The sequence below is a fragment of the Pseudomonas sp. P105 genome (assembly GCF_032614175.1).
Taxonomy (GTDB): domain Bacteria; phylum Pseudomonadota; class Gammaproteobacteria; order Pseudomonadales; family Pseudomonadaceae; genus Aquipseudomonas; species Aquipseudomonas rhizophila.
On sequence record NZ_CP126693.1, the window covers coordinates 3476537 to 3496217 of the forward strand.

A 19681-nucleotide genomic window follows, 5' to 3' on the forward strand; every position below is an offset into this window, starting at 1 on the left:
CCGAGAACTCGTTTGTAGCATAGCCCTGACGCTGCGCAACATGAGCTGAATATCTCATGGATAGACCGATGCTCAGGAATGACTCAAACACCACCGCAGGCGTGGCCCTCGCCGTCGTCGCCACTCTGAGTTGGGCCTTGAATTTCGTAGCGCCCTACGTCACCGGTGCCTATTCGATCTACGACTTGATGATCGTTCGGTTTCTGATCGCCGGGACGCTGGGTATGGGCGTCATGGTGTTCTATCGAGCTCGACTTCGACGCCTGAGCCGCGAACAGCAGCTTCTTGGCGCAAGCCTGGGAATTATCGGGTACCTCGGCTATAGCACTTGCATTGCCGCCGGAGTGATTTACGGAGGGCCGGTACTGACCCCTGCACTTATTGGCATGGTGCCGCTTCTGCAGGCCGTGCTCGGCAACGCCACGAGCAGAACCCTCGAATGGCGCAAGCTCGTGATACCACTGGCGTTGATGACAGGCGGGCTGTTGCTGTTGAACGTCGGCAGTCTCAATCACCTCCCAACTGGCGACAGTGCCTGGCGCAAGGGGCTGTTCTTTTCAATCAGCGCAGTGATCCTCTGGCTCGTATTCGCCGCGTTGAATCAAAGGGGCCTGGAAAAACTTGCCGTCAACGCATCAGGGGCCTGGACCGGCTTGATGATGGCAGGCGCCGGGCTGGGCACCTTGATCGCCTTACCCGCCGTACTGGTGCTTGATCTTCTGAAACTGCCAAGTCTGGGCTTCAGTGTTTCCGTGGCTGGGCCGTTGTATGCCTGGGGGCTCTTTATCGCGCTGATGTCATCGGTCGTCGGGGCCTGGGCGTGGAATGCCGCGTCCCGTCGCCTGCCCATGGTGCTTAGCGGGCAACTGATATCCCTGGAGTCGCTCTTCGCGACGATACTGGGCCTGATGTTTCATCAGCGGCTGCCCACACTTTGGGAAACCTCAGGGCTAGCCGGTGTTCTTGTCGGCGTGGTTGTGGCCGTTCGTATCATCCTGACATCCAGTGAATCGACCGACCGCGCCCGACACGAGGAGAACATCGCCAGGCGCACCCGGTGATGCATCTTTCACTGATCATCGTTTCGCGCCAGACTCATTCGATTCCCTGACCGCAAGGATAGCCAGCATGATCTCTCACGTTTTCCTAGGCATAGGCGATTTCGACCGCGCGTTCGCTTTCCATTCAAAGATAATGGCCGGGCTGGGCCTTACGTTGAAGTTCTGCGACGCCACTAAAGGCTGGGCCGGTTGGGTTTGCGAGGGCTCGCCTCGGCCGATCTTCGTGATTGGAAAACCATTTGACGGCAACCCAAGCGCGCCCGGTAACGGTCAGATGGTGGCGCTGCTGGCACCCAGCCGGGAGCTTGTCGCACGCAGCCACGCAATGGCGCTGGCCCTGGGAGGAACGTGTGAGGGAGCGCCTGGATTGAGGCCCCATTACCACCCCGACTATTACGGCGCCTATTTTCGAGACCTCGACGGCAACAAGCTGTGTGTCTGCTGCCATGATCCGCTGGGTTAGACGTCCACGGCTTTGCGAGGATTGCCTTCTACCGGCTGACACAAATTGGCCGCAAGTGCTTCCAGCAAGGCACTGACCTTGGGAAGCTTCTCACGGCTTTTCTGCCAGGCAAGGTTGATCACCATTCCGTCGGTTGCCAGATGGGCAAGCACCTCAATCAACGTGCCCTCCTCAAGCTGCCGCTGGATCAACCATGAAGGTAACTGTGCAATCCCGCACCCGGCCGATACCGCAGCAACCAGCCCTTCACCGTCCCCCACGACCAACGCTGGCGACACCTGCTTTCTTACCGTCTCGCCGGGACGCTCACCGGCAAAATTCCACGGACTGAGCTTGCCGTCCGGCCAGCCATAGGCGATGCACTGGTGATGTTCCAGATCGCGATCGGTCATGGGGATGCCATGCTTGGCCAAGTACATGGGTGAAGCACAGAAGACATGCCATTCACGACCCAGGTAACGATGCCCCAGCGCGTCAGGCCAAACCTGTGAGCCGCCAATGGTGACGACGATATCCACGCCTTCCTGGAGAGGGTCGATGAAACGATCCGTGAACGAGATGTGCGGCACCAGCCGCGGATAGTCCTGGATACACCGCAAGATGATGGGCATCACTTGCGAACGACCAAAGGCTGCCGGAAGGTCAAGCCGGACCCTGCCCTGTGGCTCGGCGTCTTCAGCACGCAGAGACAGCTCGGCCTCTTCAAGGTCTGCAAGCACCCCCGTGCAGGTGCGATAGAACGCCGTCCCAGCGTCCGTCAGCGATACCCGCCGGGTGGTGCGATCGAACAATCGAGCGCCAAGGCGGCTCTCCAGACGGGCGACGCTTTTGCTGATGGCCGAGCCCGTGAGGCTCATCCGCTCTGCGGCGACCTTGAAGCTGCCGGATTCGGCGACGCAGACAAAGACATCGATCCCCTTCAATCGCTCGGAGGAAAACATTAGGCGTCCTGTTATTGATGAATTGAGTTCAACCTGCAATGGAAAATCCATCATAAATCAGAACTGGATTCCTCAGTAAACTTGCCGCGAGCGTATTGCGCCACGCTGCGCCCCTGGCAATGATCGATTGAACAAAGAGGCAAGGATGCTCGCTACCCTTAGAAACTACCCCACGACCGTCAACCTGCTGCTTTGCGCGTCTTCGATACTGACGTTGAGCCGAGCGATCACGCTGCCCTATCTGGTTATCTATCTGTCCGAAAACTTCGCCATGGGTGTGGCGGATATCGGAGTGGTCATCGGCAGCACACTGATCATTGGATCGCTATTGAGCCTCTATGGCGGTTTCCTGGTTGACAGGCTATCCAGCTACCGACTCATTCTGGGGTTCAGTGGGTTGTTCAGCCTGGGGTTCCTTGGGGCAGTCGTGACGCGCGAACTCTGGCTTTTTTTCATCTGCCTGGTGCTGATCAATCTGGCATATGCCGTCATCGATATAGCGGTCAAAGCGGGATTTGGCAGCTTGCTCCCCGCCGCCGAACGCAGCGAAGTGTTCTCGATCAAATACACGTTGACCAACATCGGCTATGCCGTCGGACCGTTTCTCGGGGCGGGAATTGCCAAGCTAGGGATCAGCTTGCCCTTTCTATTGTCTGCCGGGCTCGGTGCCGGCTTCTTTCTCATTTACTTCGTTTGGGGCGACAGACATTCCGCCCCCGTCGACGCAGGCCAGACGCCTGCGCCTTTCCTGGCGGTGGGCAAGGTTCTGCTCCAGGATTACCGGCTGGTATGTTTCACACTAGGCGGCCTGCTCAGCGCCGTGGTCTTCGGCCAGTTCACCGCCTATCTCTCGCAGTATCTGGTGGTTACAACCACGCCGGAGAACACCTACCGAATCATCAGCGCTATCGTCACGACCAATGCGCTGATGGTGATCAGCTTGCAATATTCCATCGGCAAGAAAATATCCCATCGGCATCTGAATCTTTGGCTAGTGGCCGGGCTGGGAATGTTCCTCATGGGCCTGGCCGGTTTCGCCCTGTCCAACTCGGTGATGTTCTGGGTGATGTCCATGGCTGTATTCACTGTCGGGGAAATAATCGTATTCCCCGCGGAATACATGTTCATCGACAACATCGCGCCCAACCATCTGCGCGGCATGTACTACGCCGCGCAGAACCTCGGCAACCTGGGGGCCGCGGCCGGGCCGTTGCTCTGCGGCGTGGTCCTGGCCACGCAACCGCCCCACAGCATTTTCTACATGCTCGCGCTCTTTATTATCGCGGGAGGAGCTTTTTATATATTGGGTGCTTCCCGCTGGATCAACCACGGCCGACAAAAACCGTGAAAAGCCTCTGCCATCTCACCCAGCGAACAAAAAAGCTGTCTTTGGAAAACGCCTTGAACGGCCCGTACGCCTCAGTCAAAACTGCCAGGCGGGAGGCGACCGACCTCAGGTCTTGCGAACAGGTATCCCTGCATCAGATCGATACCCAGCTCCAGAAGCGCGGCGCTTTCCCCTCGCGTCTCAATGCCCTCGGCTATGACGGTAATGCCCAGGCGTTTGGCGACCAGGACGATACCCTCGACAATCGCTTGCTTGACGGTGTCTTGATCAATCGTGCGGGTCAACGCCATATCAATCTTCAGCACTTGCGGCTGAAACATGGCCAGCAGATTGAGTCCTGAGTAACCGGAGCCGAAATCGTCAATGGCGGTGGTGAAACCCTGGCGCTCGTACTCCACGAAAATCGACTTGAGGTGCTCAGGATCTACCACTTTCTCGCCTTCCGTCACTTCGAACATGAGTCGGTTTGGCGGGAAGTTTGTATTACGTGCGGCTTCCAGGGTTGCCCGGATACAGGTCTCGGGCCTGTACACGGCATTGGGCAGGAAATTGATGCTGAGCAGGCAATCGGCAATGTCCAGAATGCCCAGCCGGGCGGCTTCCTCGATCGCCTTCACGCGACACGCCTGGTCGAACCGGTAGCGGTTACCGTCATTGACCAGTCCAAGAATGTAGCCTGCCGATTCGCCATTGACGCCCCGCACCAACGCCTCATAAGCGAACGCGGTGCGCGTTCGTACATTGAAGATGGGTTGAAAGGCCATTGTGAAGTCGAACCCCAGCGCCTCATGGTTGCGGCATTCGGCGCAACCGAGGGATTTGAAGGCTGGGTCGGAGGAGTCTTGGGTCATGATCAGTATTCCGTTGCTTAACGGGGCATCCCCTGCACATGCAAGGAACTGTAGTCGACACCGTTTGAATCGGCACAGTCCGAGCTTTCTGGAGGACGTTTGAGTCCATGATTACCGACGGGACTCCTCCAGCCCGCTAGCCAGGCTTTATCGCCACGGGCATCGCGATACGCGTGCAGGCGTAAAGCAATATTCCGACAACCATCAAGGCTGCACCGCGAAGCCAGGTTTCCAGGCTTTGCTGACTGAGCAATATCAAACACGAAACGATAGCCAGAACGGGCACCCAGGTTGGCACCCGAAAATGCGCTTCCTCAACCGTGTCACGCCTTAACACCAATACCGCCAGATTTGTGCTGAGGAATACGAAAAGCAACAGCAGAACAACTGTCTGGGCCAATGCAGCAAGGGTGCCGGTCAGTGTCAACGCAATAGATACAAGGGTCGTGGCGATGATAGCGACCCAAGGCGTACGTCTGTTGGGCAGTACCTGCGCCAAGGCCTCCGGCAACAGCCCCAGACACGCCATTCCATAGGCGAGTCGACTGGCCATGATCAGAGTCAGCAACGCTCCGTTGGCCACGGCGATGAGCGCGATAAAGGCAAACACGCGAGGTGGAATGTTCAATCCCGATGCCCGGACGACTTCCAGCAACGGGGCCGACGTTGCGACCAGTTGCTCCATCGGCAGCACTGAAGAGGCTGCGACACCAACGGCCATGTAGACGACCCCGGCGGTCAACAATGCCGCAAATAAGGCGCGCGGATAGACCTTTCGAACATCACGTATTTCCTCAGCCAGATTGGCGGATGTTTCAAAGCCGACAAACGAATAGAAGGCCAGCAATGCCGCCCCCAACACCGCCAGCATCGGACTGACCCCCGGCTTGAATTGCAACGCGGCTTCCAGGTGAGCATCACCGGAACGGAAAAACCAGGCGGCAGCCACAACGACCAGAATCAGGCCTGACAGTTCTATGAGCGTCATCACCAGATTCGCCCCCAGAGACTCTTTTATTCCCCTGGCATTCAAGAGCGCTATGACCACCAGAAACACCAGGGCCGCGACGTGCGGTGAGACCTGAACAAATGCGCCCAGATAATCACCCGCGAAAGCCAGCGAAAGACCGGCAGCGCTTGTGACAGCCGCAGCCAGCATGCAGAACCCGACCAAAAACGAAATAAGCGGTGACTTGAATGCCTTCTCGGCATACACCGACGCCGCTCCCGCATGGGGGTATTTGGTGACCAGCTCCGCATACGAACCGGCCGTCAGCATTGCGAAGAATAATGCTACCAGCAACGGCATCCAGATCGCGCCGCCCACCTCCCCCGCGATCGTGCCGGCGAGCGCATAAACACCGGCGCCGAGTACATCGCCAAGAATGAAAAGAAACAGCATCGGTCCTGTCACCGCCCGGCGCAAGGAGGTCCGGGATTTAGGGGGCGTTACTTTCATATTCTGGCTCTGCTTCAAACATGCACGTGTTGGGTACCTCGCGTTGCGCCAGGCAGTGGTATGACTCTCTGAGTAGTGGAAGTATTTGCCCAGTGAAAGTTCAGAAATGTTCCCCATCATCGCGCCGTCCGGGTCAATCGTCAGAGTCATTTACTGGCCCTTGGTGGGACCGTTGGTCGAAAGCAAATCGGGCACACAGGCCAGTCCAGCAATCGTGATCTAGTATCAACGCAGGTTCGGCTGGAGAAGCCCCAATGTCGTTGGTTGAAGAACGCAAACCTGAACGCCGCAAGGAAACCCGGCTGTTCCTCTTCCTTGTCGTGTTCCTCTTTCCGCTGCTGTCGGTCGCCATCGTCGGCGGCTACGGTTTCCTCGTCTGGTTTTTCCAGATGCTGTATGGCCCTCCTGGCCCACCCCACTGACCGGTGGCTTTTTCTTGAGGCTATTGGAGCCCGTTCATGGACGAAACCCTGCATATCGCCAGTCTTGTCGTACTTGCCCGACCGGAGATGTTCGACACGGTCAAGGCCAACCTGCGCCTGCTCGATGGCCTGGAGCTGCATCAGGAAAGTGCCGCCGGAAAACTGGTGGTAGTGCTTGAAGCCGTGCATGAAGACCAGATCCTGCAACGCATCGACCAGATCAACAACCTGCCCGGCGTACTCAACGCGGCGTTGATCTATCACGAACTCCTCGAGCCCGAAGGAGACATCGAATGAGCATGACCCGCCGTGCATTCGTCAAGACCCAGGCCGCCGCCATTGCAGCCGCCGCTGCGGGCCTGCCGATCGTAACCTCTGCCAGCAACCTGGTGACCGAAGCGGACATGGTCATCCTGGACTGGAACAAGGCGCCTTGCCGGTTCTGTGGCACCGGGTGCAGCGTGATGGTCGCGACCCGGGATAACCGGGTGGTCGCCACCCATGGCGACGTGAAGGCCGAAGTCAATCGTGGGCTCAACTGCGTGAAAGGCTATTTTCTTTCAAAGATCATGTATGGCGTCGATCGCCTGACCCAGCCGCTGTTGCGCATGAAGAACGGTCAGTACGACAAGCAGGGCGAATTCCAGCCGGTCAGTTGGGAGCAAGCCTTCGACATCATGGAGCTGAAGTTCAAGCAGGCCCTGAAAAGCAAGGGGCCGGAATCGGTCGGTATGTTCGGCTCCGGACAGTGGACGGTCTGGGAAGGCTACGCCGCCAACAAACTGATGAAGGCCGGCTTTCGCACCAACAACATCGACCCCAACGCCCGCCATTGCATGGCCTCGGCGGTGATGGGTTTCATGCGCACCTTTGGCGCCGATGAACCCATGGGTTGTTATGACGACATCGAAGCCACCGATGCCTTCGTGCTCTGGGGCTCGAACATGGCCGAGATGCACCCGGTGCTCTGGAGCCGGGTCACCGATCGCCGCCTGAGCCAGCCCCATGTGAAAGTGGCGGTGCTGTCCACCTTCGAACATCGCAGTTTCGAGTTGGCCGACATCCCCATGGTGTTCAAGCCGCAAACCGACCTGCTGATTCTTAACTACATCGCCAACCACATCATTGAAAGCGGCGCGGTGAACCAGGATTTCATCAGCAAGCACACTCGCTTTGCCCGGGGTGCCGACGACATCGGCTACGGCCTGCGTCCTGACGACCCACGGGAAACCAGCGCGAAGAATGCCGGCAAGGCCAACACCTGGACGGATATTGACTTCGAGGCGTACGCCGCCTTCGTCAAGCCTTACACGCTGGAGCGAACCGCCAGGGAGACGGGGGTTGCCCCTGAGCGACTGAAAAGCCTGGCACAGTTGTATGCCGACCCCAAGCGTAAGGTCGTGTCGTTCTGGACCATGGGGTTCAACCAGCACACGCGTGGCGTCTGGGCCAACAACCTGATCTACAACATCCACCTGCTTACCGGCAAGATCAGTGAGCCGGGCAATAGCCCGTTCTCGTTGACCGGTCAACCGTCGGCCTGTGGCACGGCACGTGAAGTGGGGACTTTTTCCCACCGACTACCGGCCGACCTGGTGGTCACCAATCCCAAGCATCGCGTCACCGCCGAGAAAATCTGGAAGCTGCCCGCCGGCACCATCCAGGAAAAGCCCGGCTTCCACGCGGTGGAACAGAGCCGCATGCTCAAGGACGGTGTGCTCAACGTGTGCTGGACCCAGGCCAGCAACAACATGCAGGCCGGACCGAACATCATGCAGGAAGTCCTGCCGGGTTGGCGCAACCCGGACAATTTCATGATTGTCTCCGACGTCTACCCCACCGTTTCCGCCCAGGCCGCCGACCTGATTCTGCCCAGCGCCATGTGGGTGGAGAAGGAAGGCGCCTTCGGTAACGCTGAACGACGCACGCAATTCTGGCATCAGTTGGTGACGGCACCGGGAGACGCCCGGTCGGACCTGTGGCAGTTGATGGAATTTTCCAAGCGCTTCACCACCGATGAAACCTGGCCCGCCGAATTGCTCGCCAAGGCACCTGAGCTCAAGGGCAAGACCCTCTTCGAGGTGCTGTTCAAAAATGGCCAGGTGGACCAGTTCCCCGTCGAGCAGTTGGAAGCCGGCTACAAAAACGATGAAGCCAAGGCCTTTGGGTTTTACCCGCAGAAGGGGCTGTTCGAGGAGTACGCCCAATTCGGTCGCGGCCATGGACATGACCTTGCCGCATTTGACCGTTACCACAGTGAACGGGGCCTGCGCTGGCCGGTGGTGGATGGCAAGGAAACCCGCTGGCGTTATCGCGAGGGGCTGGACCCCTATGTGGAGAAAGGCAGCGAGGTGCAGTTCTATGGCTATCCGGACAAGAAGGCGATCATTTTCGCCCTCCCCTACGAACCGCCGGCCGAGGCACCGGATGCGGACTACCCGTTCTGGCTGAGCACCGGGCGCGTTCTTGAACACTGGCACACGGGCAGCATGACCCAGCGAGTCGAAGAACTCTACAAAGCCGTGCCGGATGCGCTGGTGTACATGCATCCCGAGGATGCCAAGGCCTTGAAAGCACGGCGCGGCAGTGAAGTGAAGCTGATCAGCCGACGCGGTGAGATCCGTGCGCGCATCGAAACCCGCGGGCGCAACAAGCCGCCTCAAGGATTGGTATTCGTGCCGTTTTTCGACGCCAACAAGCTGATCAACAAGGTCACGCTCGATGCCACCGACCCGATCTCCAAGCAAACCGACTACAAAAAGTGCGCGATACGCATCGAGTTGGTCAGCGTGGCCTGAGGAGAACCCTGATGCTTTTTCGAATGCTGCCCTTGTTTCTGCTTGCCGCGATTGGCGTGGTGATCGCGGCTGAAATCAACTACCCGCTCGACGCGCCAGCTCCGGATGGGCGTCGCCCCGGCGGCACTCTATCCCAGAACATGCCCGCCCCGCCCATTACCGATGAAGAAAACAAAGACCTCAAACGCGAGCGTAATTACCCGGATCAGCCGCCGACCATTCCCCACACCATCCGTGGCTATCAGGTCGACGCGAACGGCAACAAGTGCCTGTCCTGTCACAGCCGTGCCAACAGCGCACGGACCCAGGCAACGATGATCAGCATCACCCACTACATGGACCGCGATGGCCAAGCGCTGGCGGCCGTCTCACCACGTCGGTACTTCTGCAACCAGTGCCATGTACCGCAGGCGGACGTGAAGCCTTTGGTGGGAAACAATTTCGAGACAATCGACAAACTGCTGCAAGACAACGCCAACGCCACGAAGAAACCTTGAGGAGGCAACATGAAAGCACTGTTCGCCTTGCTCAAGGACTACTGGGGCGTCCTGCGTCGTCCGAGCCTGTATTACAGCCTGGGTTTCCTGACGCTTGGGGGCTTTATCGCCGGTATCGTTTTCTGGGGCGGCTTCAACACTGCACTGGAGGCGACCAATACCGAGACGTTCTGCGTGTCCTGCCATGAAATGCGTGACAACGTGTTTGTCGAGCTCAAGGACACGATCCACTACACCAACCGCTCCGGCGTACGCGCCAGTTGTCCGGACTGTCACGTGCCACACGAGTGGACCCATAAGATCGCGCGCAAGATGCAGGCCTCCAAGGAGGTCTGGGGCAAGATTTTCGGTACCATCGACACCCGCGACAAATTCCTCGCCCTGCGACGTGAACTGGCCGAGCACGAATGGGCCCGACTCAAGGCCAACGACTCGCGAGAATGCCGCAATTGTCACAACTTCGAATTCATGGACTTCACCCGGCAAAGCAAGCGCGCCTCGAGCATGCACTCGACCTCACTGGCCAATGGCGAGGCAACCTGCATCGATTGCCACAAGGGCATCGCTCACAAGTTGCCTGATATGAGCGGCGTCAAAGGCTGGTGAGGAGGTTCGGGCCGCCCATACGCATCAACCTACCCAGCCGATGGCCGTTTTCGGGATGACCTCGGACTCATCGAGTTTGGAGGCAAACATGCTCACCGCTTCGAGTGCGTCACTGGTACCGGTTCTGATCTGCAGAATAACCGATCCGGCCTGATCGGCCAGGGTTACGCCACGCAGGGCGCCCTCCTGGGTCACCGTCATGCTGGCGACGGCGTCACGGGTTTCAGACAGAATCAGGCCGATCATCTCGGCAATCTCGGCCGTCGAACGGCTGGTGCGCCCGGCCAGTTGCCGGACTTCATCGGCGACCACCGCAAACCCTCTCCCTTGATCGCCGGCCCGCGCCGCTTCGATGGCCGCGTTAAGGGCAAGCAGGTTGGTCTGGTCGGCGATGCCGCGAATGGTATTGACGATGGCCGTGATCTCTTCAGAACGCGCGCCCAACTGGCCGACCAATCGTGCAGAGGCTCCGATATTGTCAGCGATCTGGCGCATTTCCTTGGCCGTCTGCTGAATCACTTGCGAGCCCTGTTCAGCGACTTTCTCGGTCTCGGCAGAGATGTGGTAGGCACGGGAAGCGCCGCGCGAATCCTCTTCGAATTTCTCGACTCGTTCGCTGATGTCACTGGCGAACTTGATGATTTTGCTCAGCTTGCCTTCGGCATCGTAGACCGGGTTGTAACTGGCCTCCAACCAGACAACCTTGCCGTGCTTGCCCAGACGTTTGAATTGACCACTGAAAAATTCACCGCTATTGAGGCGACGCCAGAAATCGCTGTATTCGGAGCTGCTCACCAGCTCCTGCTCGCAGAACAGCCGGTGGTGCTTGCCTTTGAGTTCCGCCAGCGAGTAATTCATGACACTGAGGAAGTTGTCGTTAGCGGTCAGGATGTTGCCGTTCAGATCGAATTCGATCACCGCCATAGCGCGATCGAGTGCTGCCAGCTTGCCTTGGGTTTGCGCCTCGTTTGCTACCCGCACGGTGACGTCGAGTGCATATTTGACCACTTTTACAACGCGGCCTTGTTCGTCCACTACCGGGTTATAGCTGGCCTCCAGCCAGACATTCCCGCCCTTGCCATTGACTCGCTGAAAAGTGCCCGACACGAATTGACCGGACCGCAGGCGGTCCCAGAACTGACGATACTCGGGGCTGCTGACCAGCGCGGGCGTGCAGAAATCCCGATGAGACATACCGGCCAGTTGATCTGCCCGATGCCCCATCGTATGCAAGAAATTCTCATTGGTGCGCAGTACCTTGCCATCTGGGCTGAACTCCACAACGGCCATCGACCGCTCCAGAGCACCCACCAATCCTTTGTACGTTGCCAATTCGGCTGTCCTAGCCATCAATTCACTTTTCAGCGTTGAATTAAACATGACGTACCCTCGGCGAACCCACAAATCGATCGGACCTTATTGAGGGTATCGGCGAGTTGGCTGAAGGCTAAATACGGCGTGAAAGATTATGTTTTGACGCCAGATAAACGGCAGAAAAACCGTTTTGACTTGTCTCCATCGGATCGTGGAAATGGCCAGACCAGGCAAGCCGCATTGGCCTGCCTGGTCTGGCCCTTCGGTTGCCAGCGGACCGTCAGTCAGCCCTCCCCGACCGGCTGCAACACGCCGGCGGCCTCAGGCTTTTTTGCGAACAGCCTTTGTGGCAACAGGAAGTACGCCAGTGCAGGCAACAGGATCAGCGCGCCGAGCATGTTCACCAGGAACATGAAGGCCAGCAGGATGCCCATGTCGGCCTGGAACTTGATCGGCGAGAAAGCCCAGGTCGCCACGGCGATAGCCAGGGTGACGCCGGTCAGCAGAACCACCTTGCCGGTGAACAGCAGCGCGCGGTAATAGGCCTCGGACAGCGTGGCGCCGGCGCGCATGTGGGTCAGGATCACGCTCAGCACATACAGCGCGTAGTCGACCCCAATGCCCACCCCGAGGGCGATCACCGGCAAAGTCGCCACCTTCACGCCCATGCCCAGACCCACCATCAGCGCCTCGCAGAGGATCGAGGTGAGCATCAGCGGCAGCACCGCGGCGAGTACCGCGCGCCAGGAACGGAAGGTCACCCAGCAAAGCAGGATCACGGCACCGTAGACCCAGAACAGCATCTCGCGCATGGCCTTCTTCACCACAATGTTAGTCGCCGCCTCGATGCCGGCGCTCCCCGCAGCGAGCATAAACTTCACGTCCGGCAGTTGCTGCTGGGCGATAAAGGCTTCGCTGGTCTGCACCACCCGCTCCAGAGTGTCAGCCTTGTGGTCGGCCAGGTAGACGTAAAGCGAGAGCAGCGAACAGCCCTGGTTGAACAGTTCACGCGGCGCACGGGTCTGTACCGCGCCGAGGGCCCCGTCATTGGGAATCAACTCGTACCATTTGAAGTTGCCCTCGTTATACCCGGCGGCGGCGATCTTGCTCAGGGCGGCCATGGAGTTGGTCGACTCGACGCCCGGCAATTGCTCCAGTTGCCAGGCCAAAGCATCCACCGCCGCCAGGGTCGGATAGCGGGTGCACTGGTCTTCCGGGGTTTTGACCATGACCACGAAAATGTCTGAACTGGCCGCGTAGTTCTGCGTCATGAAAGCCGCATCGCGGTTGTAACGCGAGTCTGGACGCAGCTCCGGAGCGCCCGGGTCCAGATCGCCGATTTTCAGGTGCAGGCTGACGGCGAAACCGCCGACCGCCAGCGCCAGGCCCACCAGGCAAGCGCCGTAAGCCCAGGAGCGCCGGGTGAACAGGTCGAGGAAACTCCAGAGCGGATGCTTGACGTTTGCTTTCAACTCAGCGGTTTCGGCCCGCAAGCTGCGCTCGGCCGCCTTGGCGCCGACACCGATATAGCTGAGCAGAATCGGCAGCAGGATCAGGTTGGTGAAGATCAGCACCGCCACTCCGATGCTGGCGGTAATCGCCAGGTCCTGGATCACGCGGATCTTGATCACCATCAGCACCGCGAACCCCACCGCATCACAAAGCAACGCGGTCATGCCGGCGGCAAACAAGCGGCGGAAGGTATAACGCGCGGCGACCACCCGGTGCGTGCCACGACCGATGTCCTGCATGATGCCGTTCATCTTCTGCGCGCCGTGGCTCATGCCGATGGCGAACACCAGAAAAGGCACCAGCGCCGAATAGGGGTCCAGGTCGTAACCAAGGCTGGCGAGCAGCCCGACCTGCCAGAGCACCGCCACCAGGGAGCAGAGCACCACCAGCGCGGTGCTGCGGGCACAACGGGTGTACCAGTAGAGCACCACAACCGTCACCAGCACGGCAACCACGAAAAACAGCATGACCTGGACCAGTCCGGCAATCAGGTCGCCGATGATCTTGGTGAACCCGGTGATGTGAATCTGGATTCGATCGCTCTGGTATTTGTCGCGCAACGCTTCCAGTTGCCGGGAGAACTCACCGGCATCCAGCGCCTTGCCGGTCACGGGATTGATTTCCAGCAGCGGTACGAATATCACGCTGGACTGGAAGTTGCCCGCCACCAGTTGGCCGATCTCGCCGGAGCGGGCAACGTTGGTGCGCACCTGCTCCAGGCTGGCGGCGGAACCGTCATAGGTGTCCGGGATCACCGTGCCGCCGTCAAGCCCCTCCTCTGTCACGGCCGTCCAGCGCGTGGTCGGCGTCCAGAGCGACTTCATATAAGGCTTGTCGACACCCGGCAGCAAATAGATCTCGTCGTTGAGCCTGGCGAGAACGTCGAGGTAATCCTTGTCGAAGATGTTGCCGTCCTTGACCGCCACGGCAATGCGCACAGAGTTACCCAGGCCGCTCAATTCGCTGCGTCGCTCAAGGAAATTGGCGACGTAAGGGTGCGACGTCGGAATGGTTTTTTCGAAACTGGCATTGAGACCGATCTTGCTGGCCTGGTAACCCAGCACCAGGGTGGCCAGCAGGCAGAGCAGAATCACCCAGGGGCGATGATTGAAGATCGCCCGCTCGCCCATGTTTCCGGAACGCGGATCGAAATCCTCCAGACGGGCGATTACCACTTGCTGTTCGAGGGCGGGATTATGGTCGTTCACATCGGACTCCGAATACGGCCGCATAGGGCTCTGGCAAGTGTTTCAACGTTGCGCCGAGTAAAGGTCATGCTTGAGGCGGGTCACGCCACTGAGGCCGACACCAATCAAGCTGCCGTCCGGGGCGGCCACCAGGCCGGCGATCGAGGTGCCGGTCGGTCCTTTCAAGTGCCGCAAGCTGCGGCCTCGATCGAGGCTGAGCAGCAGATCGCCGGCCTGGCTGGCCAGGATCAACGCGCCATCAGGCGAGCGAGTGCCAGCCGACAAAGCCACTTCCAGCCCCGTCTCGATCCGCCGCCAACTCACACCCTGGTCGCCCGACCAATAAGCATTGCCGCGCAGACCGAAGGCCAACAACTCTCCGGCCGAGCTGCCCTGCACACCGAAAAAACTGCCGTCATAGGGTGAATCGAGGGCCTCGAAGCGGCTCCCGTTGTCAGTCGAACGCAGCAGCAGACCGCGTTCGCCGACGATGAACAGCGCACCGCCCGCCGGGCGAATGCCGTACAGGTTGAGGCCCTCGGGGTTATCCACCTGCTGCATCCACGGCTGCCAACTGTCGCCACCGTCAGCGGTACGCAGAATCAGGCCATAGGCGCCGACCACATAACCGTTGCGACGGTCGCTGAAATACAGGTCGAGAAACGGCTTGTCCGGGCCATCGGCGACCAGCCACTCGGCATCCTTGAGCCGCTTGGCGTCGCTGCCTTGTTGAGCCGAAACCAGCGCCAGGTGCGCCGCTGCGACACCATCGAGTTGCTTGACCCAGGTTTCGCCACCGTCGGTGCTGTGAAGAATCACGCCCAGATGACCGACAGCCCAGCCCCGTTCGGCATCCACGAACTGCACCGCCGTCAGGCTGACGCTGACCGGCACACGGGCCTGGCGCCAGCTCTGGCCGGAGTCATCAGAGAGCAGCACGATGCCGCGTTCGCCGACCGCCACCAGCCGATCGCCCGCCCGGGTTACCGCCAGCAGCACCGCACGGGGTGCCTTGGCACTTTGCAAGGCCGGCTGGTTGAGTAGTGCTATGCCCGGGCTGGCCGTCGCCCAGCCTGACACTGATAACGCAGCCAGCAGCAAGGCCACCGGTAGCGCCCGCATGAGTGAAAAATTACCGATCATGTCCGCTCCAACCGCCGCATAAGAATTATCCAACCGCTGATCGCACAACGCGCCGATGCCTGGGCTCCGGCGCCTTGCACAATCGCTTAGCGCATACTGTCGCTGGCCATGGCGTCAGGGGTGAAGAACGCGGACGGCGGACGCGGATAGCTCTGGTACTGCACATCCAGGTCGTTGGCCGAGGAGTTCAGGAAGTAGGCGCCGGTCTCCAGGTTGTAGCTGCCCCACATCATCTGAGCGGTCAGCGCGGGCATTTCAGGCGCCAACAACGTCAGCGAATAGTTATGCCGCCCCAACTTGCCTTGGGCGTCATAGCCGTCGAGCAGCAGCACTTGCCAGGAGTCCTCGTCCACGTAATAGGTGCGCTTGGGCACCACATGACGTTTGCCATCCTTGAGTGTCGCGCTCACGACCCACACCCGATGCTTCTCCCACCGCACCAGATCCGGGTTGAGGAAGCCTGGCTTGAGCAACTCGTCGCTGCTCGCTGCTGCCGCGCGGTTGTTGTTGTAGGGCACCAGCAACTCTTTCTTGCCAACCAACTTGAGGTCGTGGCGGTCGGTCGGACCGAAGATCATGAAAGCCTCGTCGAAGAAACCGACGCCCGAGGTGACGAAGTCCGGCGTATCGTAGGCAACGTTCGGCGCACGACGCACCCGGCGCTGGCCGACCAGGTACTGCCAGGCGGCACGTTTGCCGGGGTCCATGTCCCAGTGGGTCATCAGGCCCTCGCCGGCCTTGGAGGACGGTTGTTCCGTGGCCAGTTTGCCGATCAGAAACTTGCCCGCGAAGGTTTCCAGGCTGCCGTCTTTGAAGTAGTAGGGTTGCTGGTACCAGAAGCGCGCGCGGGTGGCCTGGATTTTCTTGCCGCCTGCGGTCATCAGCCAGGTATCAAAAGGCGAATAGAAGGTGTCTCCCCCCTGCCAGGACAGGCGGTAGTTCCACAGCACCTCGGCGCCGTTTTGCGGCAATGGAAATGGGATCCCGCCATAGGCGCCGCTGACCTTTTCGGTGGCCACCTCAAGGTTCGCGCGGGTAGCGTTTTTCAGGGTGTTGTCATACACCCACTGAGGCGCTGCGGCACTGCGCCGGGTGGGATAGACGTCCAGACGGTAAGCGGGATACTTCTGCAACAGGGCTTTGGTGCCTTCGGCCAATTGGTCGGCGTACTGCGCCATGTTGGACGCGCTGACCGAGTACAGCGGCTTGTCGGCGGCGAACGGATCAGCGCGTTTATCGCCATTCTTGTAGCCGGCCGGTGCTGTGGTGTAGCCACCTGTCCATTCCGGAATGCTGCCGTCTTTGTTGCCGGCGCGCTCGGCGCCAAGGGGGGTGAGGTCCGAGTTCAGGCGTGCGGCCTGCTCCGGGGAAACGGCCGCGTGCACCAGGCCGGCACTGAGCAAGGCAATGGCCAAGGCCGAAATACGCAAGGAAAGGTTACTGTGCATAACGAATGAAACCTCTTATTAGAATGTGGTTTTCACGTACATGGAGACAAAGTCACGGTCGGCCAGCGATTGCCCGTAGCTGAAGTTGCCGTCCTCGCGCAGCCCTGCCTCCTTCTTGCCGAAGAAGTTCACGTAGTTGATGCCGAAGTCCCAGCGTTGCAGGTAAGTGGCTTTGACGCCGACACTCCAGTCGCCGGCGTGGGTATTGCCGAACCCGGCCTTGCTGACCGCTGAGGAGCGCCCATCGAGGACCACGCCAAAACCCATCGGTACGCTCAGGTCGAGACCGTCGGCCACCTGGAAATAAGCCGGTTCGGCCAGCACGCGCAGCGCCGTGGCGTCCCGGGTGGTGTTGGCGTCCAATGCCGCGCGGTTGTCGGTGACGCTGAGGGTGCGGTTCCAGGCCAGTTCGGCGAGCACCGAACCCCCATCCCACAACGGGCCGGGCGACAGCAGATAGATGGTCGAGAGGTTGACGTGGGCGGTCTTGCCCTTGGCGTAGAGCGCGTCGCCGTTGTTGTCCGCCGCCATGACAGGTGTCACCACCTGCAGGTTGCTCACCAGCGGTGCGTCCCAGCGCACCGAGGTTTCGCCGGCGAAATTGAACGGGCCATAAGCCGTGGAGAAGCTGGCGCCGAGGGTTTTGATGTCTTCGGCGTAAACCTGGCGATAGGACCCCAGGATCGGCAGCCCGGTGGCCGCGGCCGCTGCACCGTCCAGATAGGCATAGAGCGCACTCGGCGCCTTGTCGTGATACTTGGCAGCGTAGAAGCCCAGTTCCAGTTCGGTGCCTTCGGGCTTGTAGCGCAGTTGCATGCCGCCTTGGCCGGAGTTCCTGGCCTCGATATCGGAGGCATGCACGGTGGTGTTGCCAAACACCTGGGTCCAGTCGCCGGAACCTTCGCCGATACCATCGTTGTCACTCAGGTAGCTGCCCGCCCCCGGCAAGTTGGAACGCTCCCATTCGAACTGATAGTAGGCACCCACAGACAACTGCGGGTTGATCTGCAACTGCCCGGACACCTGATTGACCGGACGCAGGATTTCCTTGAACTGGGTGCCGGGTACGCTGAGCAGCTTGACGATATCGCTCGGCCCCTGGGCATTGGCAATGCCGTTGCCCCCGTAGAACAGGCTTTCGCCATAAATCAGGCTATGCCGGCCCAGCCGCACGGTGCCCTGGCTCGACTCGCCGACATCACCCCGCACAAACACGAAGGCATCAAGCAATTCGGCGTCGCGCCCGTGCAGTTCGCGGGTATCGTCGAGAAAGTGCCGTTGCTCGCTGCTGTCGGTGCTCTTGTTGTAGATATCGTCGTACCAGGCCGCGCCGCTGAGGCGCAGGCCATAGTTTTCCCGGCTCAGGTCCATCTCACTGAACAGGTCCAGGCGGTTGGAGACCAGGCCGCTGCTGAAGTTCTTGTCGCCCTGACTCTGGATCGAGGGGTACAGGCCCCCCGCCGTCGGCGCGTTGACCAGATTGTCGTCGGCCCCTTGCAGACGCCACGCCTGGCTGTACTTGAGGGTGTTATCCCAGCGCAGGCGCCATTGACTGTCGCCCAAGTCTATTTGCGCAGCCTGGGGCTGGGAGGCCCAACCGGCCAGGCAGACCGAGAGTGCCAGGGCTGAACGCTTGAAGCCTGGATAGCATCGAGAGTTGTGCATGGTGTTCCTCATTGTTCTTGTTGTTGGAAGCATGTTTTTTGAACTGGCCGTTCGCTCGTAGTCGGCCGGTGGTCACTCGCCCAGGGCTCCTCGTTCAGATGTAGGTGGACGCCAGGCCACCATCGACCGGCAGATTGACGCCATTGATCCAGCGCGATTCGTCGGCACACAGAAAGGCGATGGCAGCCGCCACTTCATCGGCGTAGGCCGGGCGCTTCATACGATGAGCGTCAGCCTCGACGCGCTCTTGACCGAGCATGCTGACGAAATCACCCAGGATGGGCGTGAACACCGGGCCCGGCGCCACGCAGTTCATGCGCACAGAGGTCTGCAGGAACCAGGGTTGGGACTGCTGGTAATTCCAGACGATCAAGGCCTCTTTGAAATACTGGTAGCAGCTCTCCCGAGGCACCGGATGCTCGGCCAGCCAGGCCTGGCCATGGGCAAAGCTTTGGGTATCGGCCAGGGCCTTGTGCAGGTCTAGGCGCTGCGGCCATTGCGCACCCAGAATCGAGGCGACGTTGACGATGCTGCCTCCGGCAACAATGCGCGGTAGCACTGCCCCACAGAGATGGCGCACCCCTAGGTAATTGACCTGGGCAACCGCTTGCGGATCGGCGGTACCGGGGACTCCTGCAATGTTGCACAGGCCGTCGAGCGCCTGCGGCAACTGCTGCACGGCCGCATCGATGACATCCGGGTGGCTGAGATCAGCCTGGATGAAATCGTCCAGGCTCAGGTTGGGCTCATTGCGATCCATGCCGATGACGATGGCCCCGTGGGCACGCAGGATCCTCGCGGTTTCGGCGCCGATGCCCGAGGAAACCCCGGTCACGACTATCCTCTTGTTGGTCAACTTCATACGGGCTTCCCGATTCTTGCTTGTACTGCCTGCTCGAAGGCGGCGACAGCCAAGCCATATTGTTATTGCCGAATTAGTTAATCTCGGTAACTAGTTGTAGCAAG

At 59.9% G+C, this 19681-nt stretch carries 17 protein-coding genes and 1 pseudogene; 8 read left to right on the plus strand and 10 right to left on the minus strand.

Annotated elements, in window-relative coordinates; translation table 11 throughout:
- Positions 1 to 68 precede the first annotated feature (68 nt).
- Positions 69 to 1061, plus strand: a complete 993-nt coding sequence (locus QOM08_RS15635) for a DMT family transporter (protein ID WP_047225638.1) — start codon at positions 69 to 71, stop codon at positions 1059 to 1061.
- Positions 1062 to 1128: 67 nt separating this feature from the next.
- Positions 1129 to 1524: a VOC family protein gene (locus tag QOM08_RS15640; RefSeq protein WP_076384292.1), complete on the plus strand. Its 396-nt coding sequence runs from the start codon at positions 1129 to 1131 to the stop codon at positions 1522 to 1524.
- Here the strand turns inward: QOM08_RS15640 and QOM08_RS15645 are convergent.
- Positions 1521 to 2465: a LysR family transcriptional regulator gene (locus tag QOM08_RS15645; RefSeq protein ID WP_188250889.1), complete on the minus strand. Its 945-nt coding sequence runs from the start codon at positions 2463 to 2465 to the stop codon at positions 1521 to 1523. The two genes, QOM08_RS15640 and QOM08_RS15645, sit on opposite strands and share 4 nt — an antisense overlap.
- A gap of 145 nt (positions 2466 to 2610) precedes the next feature.
- On the opposite strand from QOM08_RS15645, the gene QOM08_RS15650 reads away from it, so the two are divergent.
- Positions 2611 to 3813, plus strand: coding sequence for an MFS transporter (locus tag QOM08_RS15650; protein ID WP_188250888.1), 1203 nt, complete (start codon positions 2611 to 2613; stop codon positions 3811 to 3813).
- Between the two features lie 71 nt (positions 3814 to 3884).
- Here QOM08_RS15650 and QOM08_RS15655 read toward each other — a convergent pair whose 3' ends face one another.
- Both QOM08_RS15655 and QOM08_RS15660 read right to left on the minus strand, forming a co-directional pair.
- Positions 3885 to 4664, minus strand: a complete 780-nt coding sequence (locus tag QOM08_RS15655) for an EAL domain-containing protein (RefSeq protein WP_047225635.1) — start codon at positions 4662 to 4664, stop codon at positions 3885 to 3887.
- A gap of 136 nt (positions 4665 to 4800) precedes the next feature.
- Entirely contained in the window at positions 4801 to 6123 is a 1323-nt protein-coding gene (locus tag QOM08_RS15660) for an APC family permease (protein WP_047225867.1), read from the minus strand.
- 254 nt (positions 6124 to 6377) lie between these two features.
- Between QOM08_RS15660 and napE the strand changes: the two genes are divergently transcribed.
- The 5 genes from napE to QOM08_RS15685 are packed head-to-tail and all read left to right on the plus strand — an operon-like array spanning position 6378 to position 10446.
- Positions 6378 to 6545, plus strand: a complete 168-nt coding sequence (gene napE, locus QOM08_RS15665) for a periplasmic nitrate reductase, NapE protein (protein WP_076384284.1) — start codon at positions 6378 to 6380, stop codon at positions 6543 to 6545.
- Between the two features lie 36 nt (positions 6546 to 6581).
- A complete protein-coding gene (locus tag QOM08_RS15670) occupies positions 6582 to 6842 on the plus strand; it encodes a chaperone NapD (protein ID WP_076384282.1) in 261 nt (86 codons plus the stop codon).
- The gene (gene napA, locus QOM08_RS15675) at positions 6839 to 9343 is read left to right on the plus strand and encodes a nitrate reductase catalytic subunit NapA (RefSeq protein ID WP_188250774.1); all 2505 of its coding nucleotides are present in this window, start codon (positions 6839 to 6841) and stop codon (positions 9341 to 9343) included. The genes QOM08_RS15670 and napA overlap by 4 nt, the downstream gene beginning before the upstream one ends.
- An 11-nt stretch (positions 9344 to 9354) precedes the next feature.
- Positions 9355 to 9840, plus strand: coding sequence for a nitrate reductase cytochrome c-type subunit (locus QOM08_RS15680; RefSeq protein WP_047225631.1), 486 nt, complete (start codon positions 9355 to 9357; stop codon positions 9838 to 9840).
- A gap of 9 nt (positions 9841 to 9849) precedes the next feature.
- Positions 9850 to 10446 carry a cytochrome c3 family protein gene (locus QOM08_RS15685; RefSeq protein ID WP_013692861.1) on the plus strand — a complete coding sequence of 199 codons (597 nt, stop codon included), beginning with the start codon at positions 9850 to 9852 and terminating at the stop codon, positions 10444 to 10446.
- A 24-nt stretch (positions 10447 to 10470) separates the two neighbouring features.
- On the opposite strand, the gene QOM08_RS29115 is transcribed toward QOM08_RS15685, so the two are convergent.
- The 7 genes and pseudogenes from QOM08_RS29115 to QOM08_RS15715 form a co-directional block, all read right to left on the minus strand.
- A complete protein-coding gene (locus QOM08_RS29115) occupies positions 10471 to 10965 on the minus strand; it encodes a methyl-accepting chemotaxis protein (RefSeq protein WP_370695198.1) in 495 nt (164 codons plus the stop codon).
- Between the two features lie 93 nt (positions 10966 to 11058).
- Positions 11059 to 11826 (minus strand): annotated as a pseudogene (locus QOM08_RS29120) (PAS domain-containing protein); the annotation flags it as partial.
- Between the two features lie 218 nt (positions 11827 to 12044).
- Positions 12045 to 14402 carry an efflux RND transporter permease subunit gene (locus tag QOM08_RS15695; RefSeq protein WP_223194332.1) on the minus strand — a complete coding sequence of 786 codons (2358 nt, stop codon included), beginning with the start codon at positions 14400 to 14402 and terminating at the stop codon, positions 12045 to 12047.
- Between the two features lie 120 nt (positions 14403 to 14522).
- Positions 14523 to 15602, minus strand: a complete 1080-nt coding sequence (locus QOM08_RS15700) for a WD40/YVTN/BNR-like repeat-containing protein (protein WP_188250771.1) — start codon at positions 15600 to 15602, stop codon at positions 14523 to 14525.
- Positions 15603 to 15688: 86 nt separating this feature from the next.
- Complete coding sequence (locus tag QOM08_RS15705; RefSeq protein WP_107322802.1) at positions 15689 to 17050, minus strand: DUF1329 domain-containing protein; 1362 nt, start codon at positions 17048 to 17050, stop codon at positions 15689 to 15691.
- Between the two features lie 18 nt (positions 17051 to 17068).
- Entirely contained in the window at positions 17069 to 18715 is a 1647-nt protein-coding gene (locus QOM08_RS15710; RefSeq protein WP_188250770.1) for a DUF1302 domain-containing protein, read from the minus strand.
- Positions 18716 to 18809: 94 nt separating this feature from the next.
- Positions 18810 to 19577: a coniferyl-alcohol dehydrogenase gene (locus tag QOM08_RS15715; protein WP_160892158.1), complete on the minus strand. Its 768-nt coding sequence runs from the start codon at positions 19575 to 19577 to the stop codon at positions 18810 to 18812.
- Positions 19578 to 19681: the final 104 nt, after the last annotated feature.

What these genes read in the sequence shown, in the direction of transcription:
- QOM08_RS15635 (WP_047225638.1), top strand. Translation starts at nt 69, where the DNA reads ATGCTCAGGAATGACTCAAACACCACCGCAGGCGTGGCCCTCGCCGTC.
- QOM08_RS15640 (WP_076384292.1), top strand. Translation starts at nt 1,129, where the DNA reads ATGATCTCTCACGTTTTCCTAGGCATAGGCGATTTCGACCGCGCGTTC.
- QOM08_RS15645 (WP_188250889.1), bottom strand. Translation starts at nt 2,465, where the DNA reads ATGTTTTCCTCCGAGCGATTGAAGGGGATCGATGTCTTTGTCTGCGTC.
- QOM08_RS15650 (WP_188250888.1), top strand. Translation starts at nt 2,611, where the DNA reads ATGCTCGCTACCCTTAGAAACTACCCCACGACCGTCAACCTGCTGCTT.
- QOM08_RS15655 (WP_047225635.1), bottom strand. Translation starts at nt 4,664, where the DNA reads ATGACCCAAGACTCCTCCGACCCAGCCTTCAAATCCCTCGGTTGCGCC.
- QOM08_RS15660 (WP_047225867.1), bottom strand. Translation starts at nt 6,123, where the DNA reads ATGAAAGTAACGCCCCCTAAATCCCGGACCTCCTTGCGCCGGGCGGTG.
- napE (WP_076384284.1), top strand. Translation starts at nt 6,378, where the DNA reads ATGTCGTTGGTTGAAGAACGCAAACCTGAACGCCGCAAGGAAACCCGG.
- QOM08_RS15670 (WP_076384282.1), top strand. Translation starts at nt 6,582, where the DNA reads ATGGACGAAACCCTGCATATCGCCAGTCTTGTCGTACTTGCCCGACCG.
- napA (WP_188250774.1), top strand. Translation starts at nt 6,839, where the DNA reads ATGAGCATGACCCGCCGTGCATTCGTCAAGACCCAGGCCGCCGCCATT.
- QOM08_RS15680 (WP_047225631.1), top strand. Translation starts at nt 9,355, where the DNA reads ATGCTTTTTCGAATGCTGCCCTTGTTTCTGCTTGCCGCGATTGGCGTG.
- QOM08_RS15685 (WP_013692861.1), top strand. Translation starts at nt 9,850, where the DNA reads ATGAAAGCACTGTTCGCCTTGCTCAAGGACTACTGGGGCGTCCTGCGT.
- QOM08_RS15695 (WP_223194332.1), bottom strand. Translation starts at nt 14,402, where the DNA reads ATGGGCGAGCGGGCGATCTTCAATCATCGCCCCTGGGTGATTCTGCTC.
- QOM08_RS15700 (WP_188250771.1), bottom strand. Translation starts at nt 15,602, where the DNA reads ATGATCGGTAATTTTTCACTCATGCGGGCGCTACCGGTGGCCTTGCTG.
- QOM08_RS15705 (WP_107322802.1), bottom strand. Translation starts at nt 17,050, where the DNA reads ATGCACAGTAACCTTTCCTTGCGTATTTCGGCCTTGGCCATTGCCTTG.
- QOM08_RS15710 (WP_188250770.1), bottom strand. Translation starts at nt 18,715, where the DNA reads ATGCACAACTCTCGATGCTATCCAGGCTTCAAGCGTTCAGCCCTGGCA.
- QOM08_RS15715 (WP_160892158.1), bottom strand. Translation starts at nt 19,577, where the DNA reads ATGAAGTTGACCAACAAGAGGATAGTCGTGACCGGGGTTTCCTCGGGC.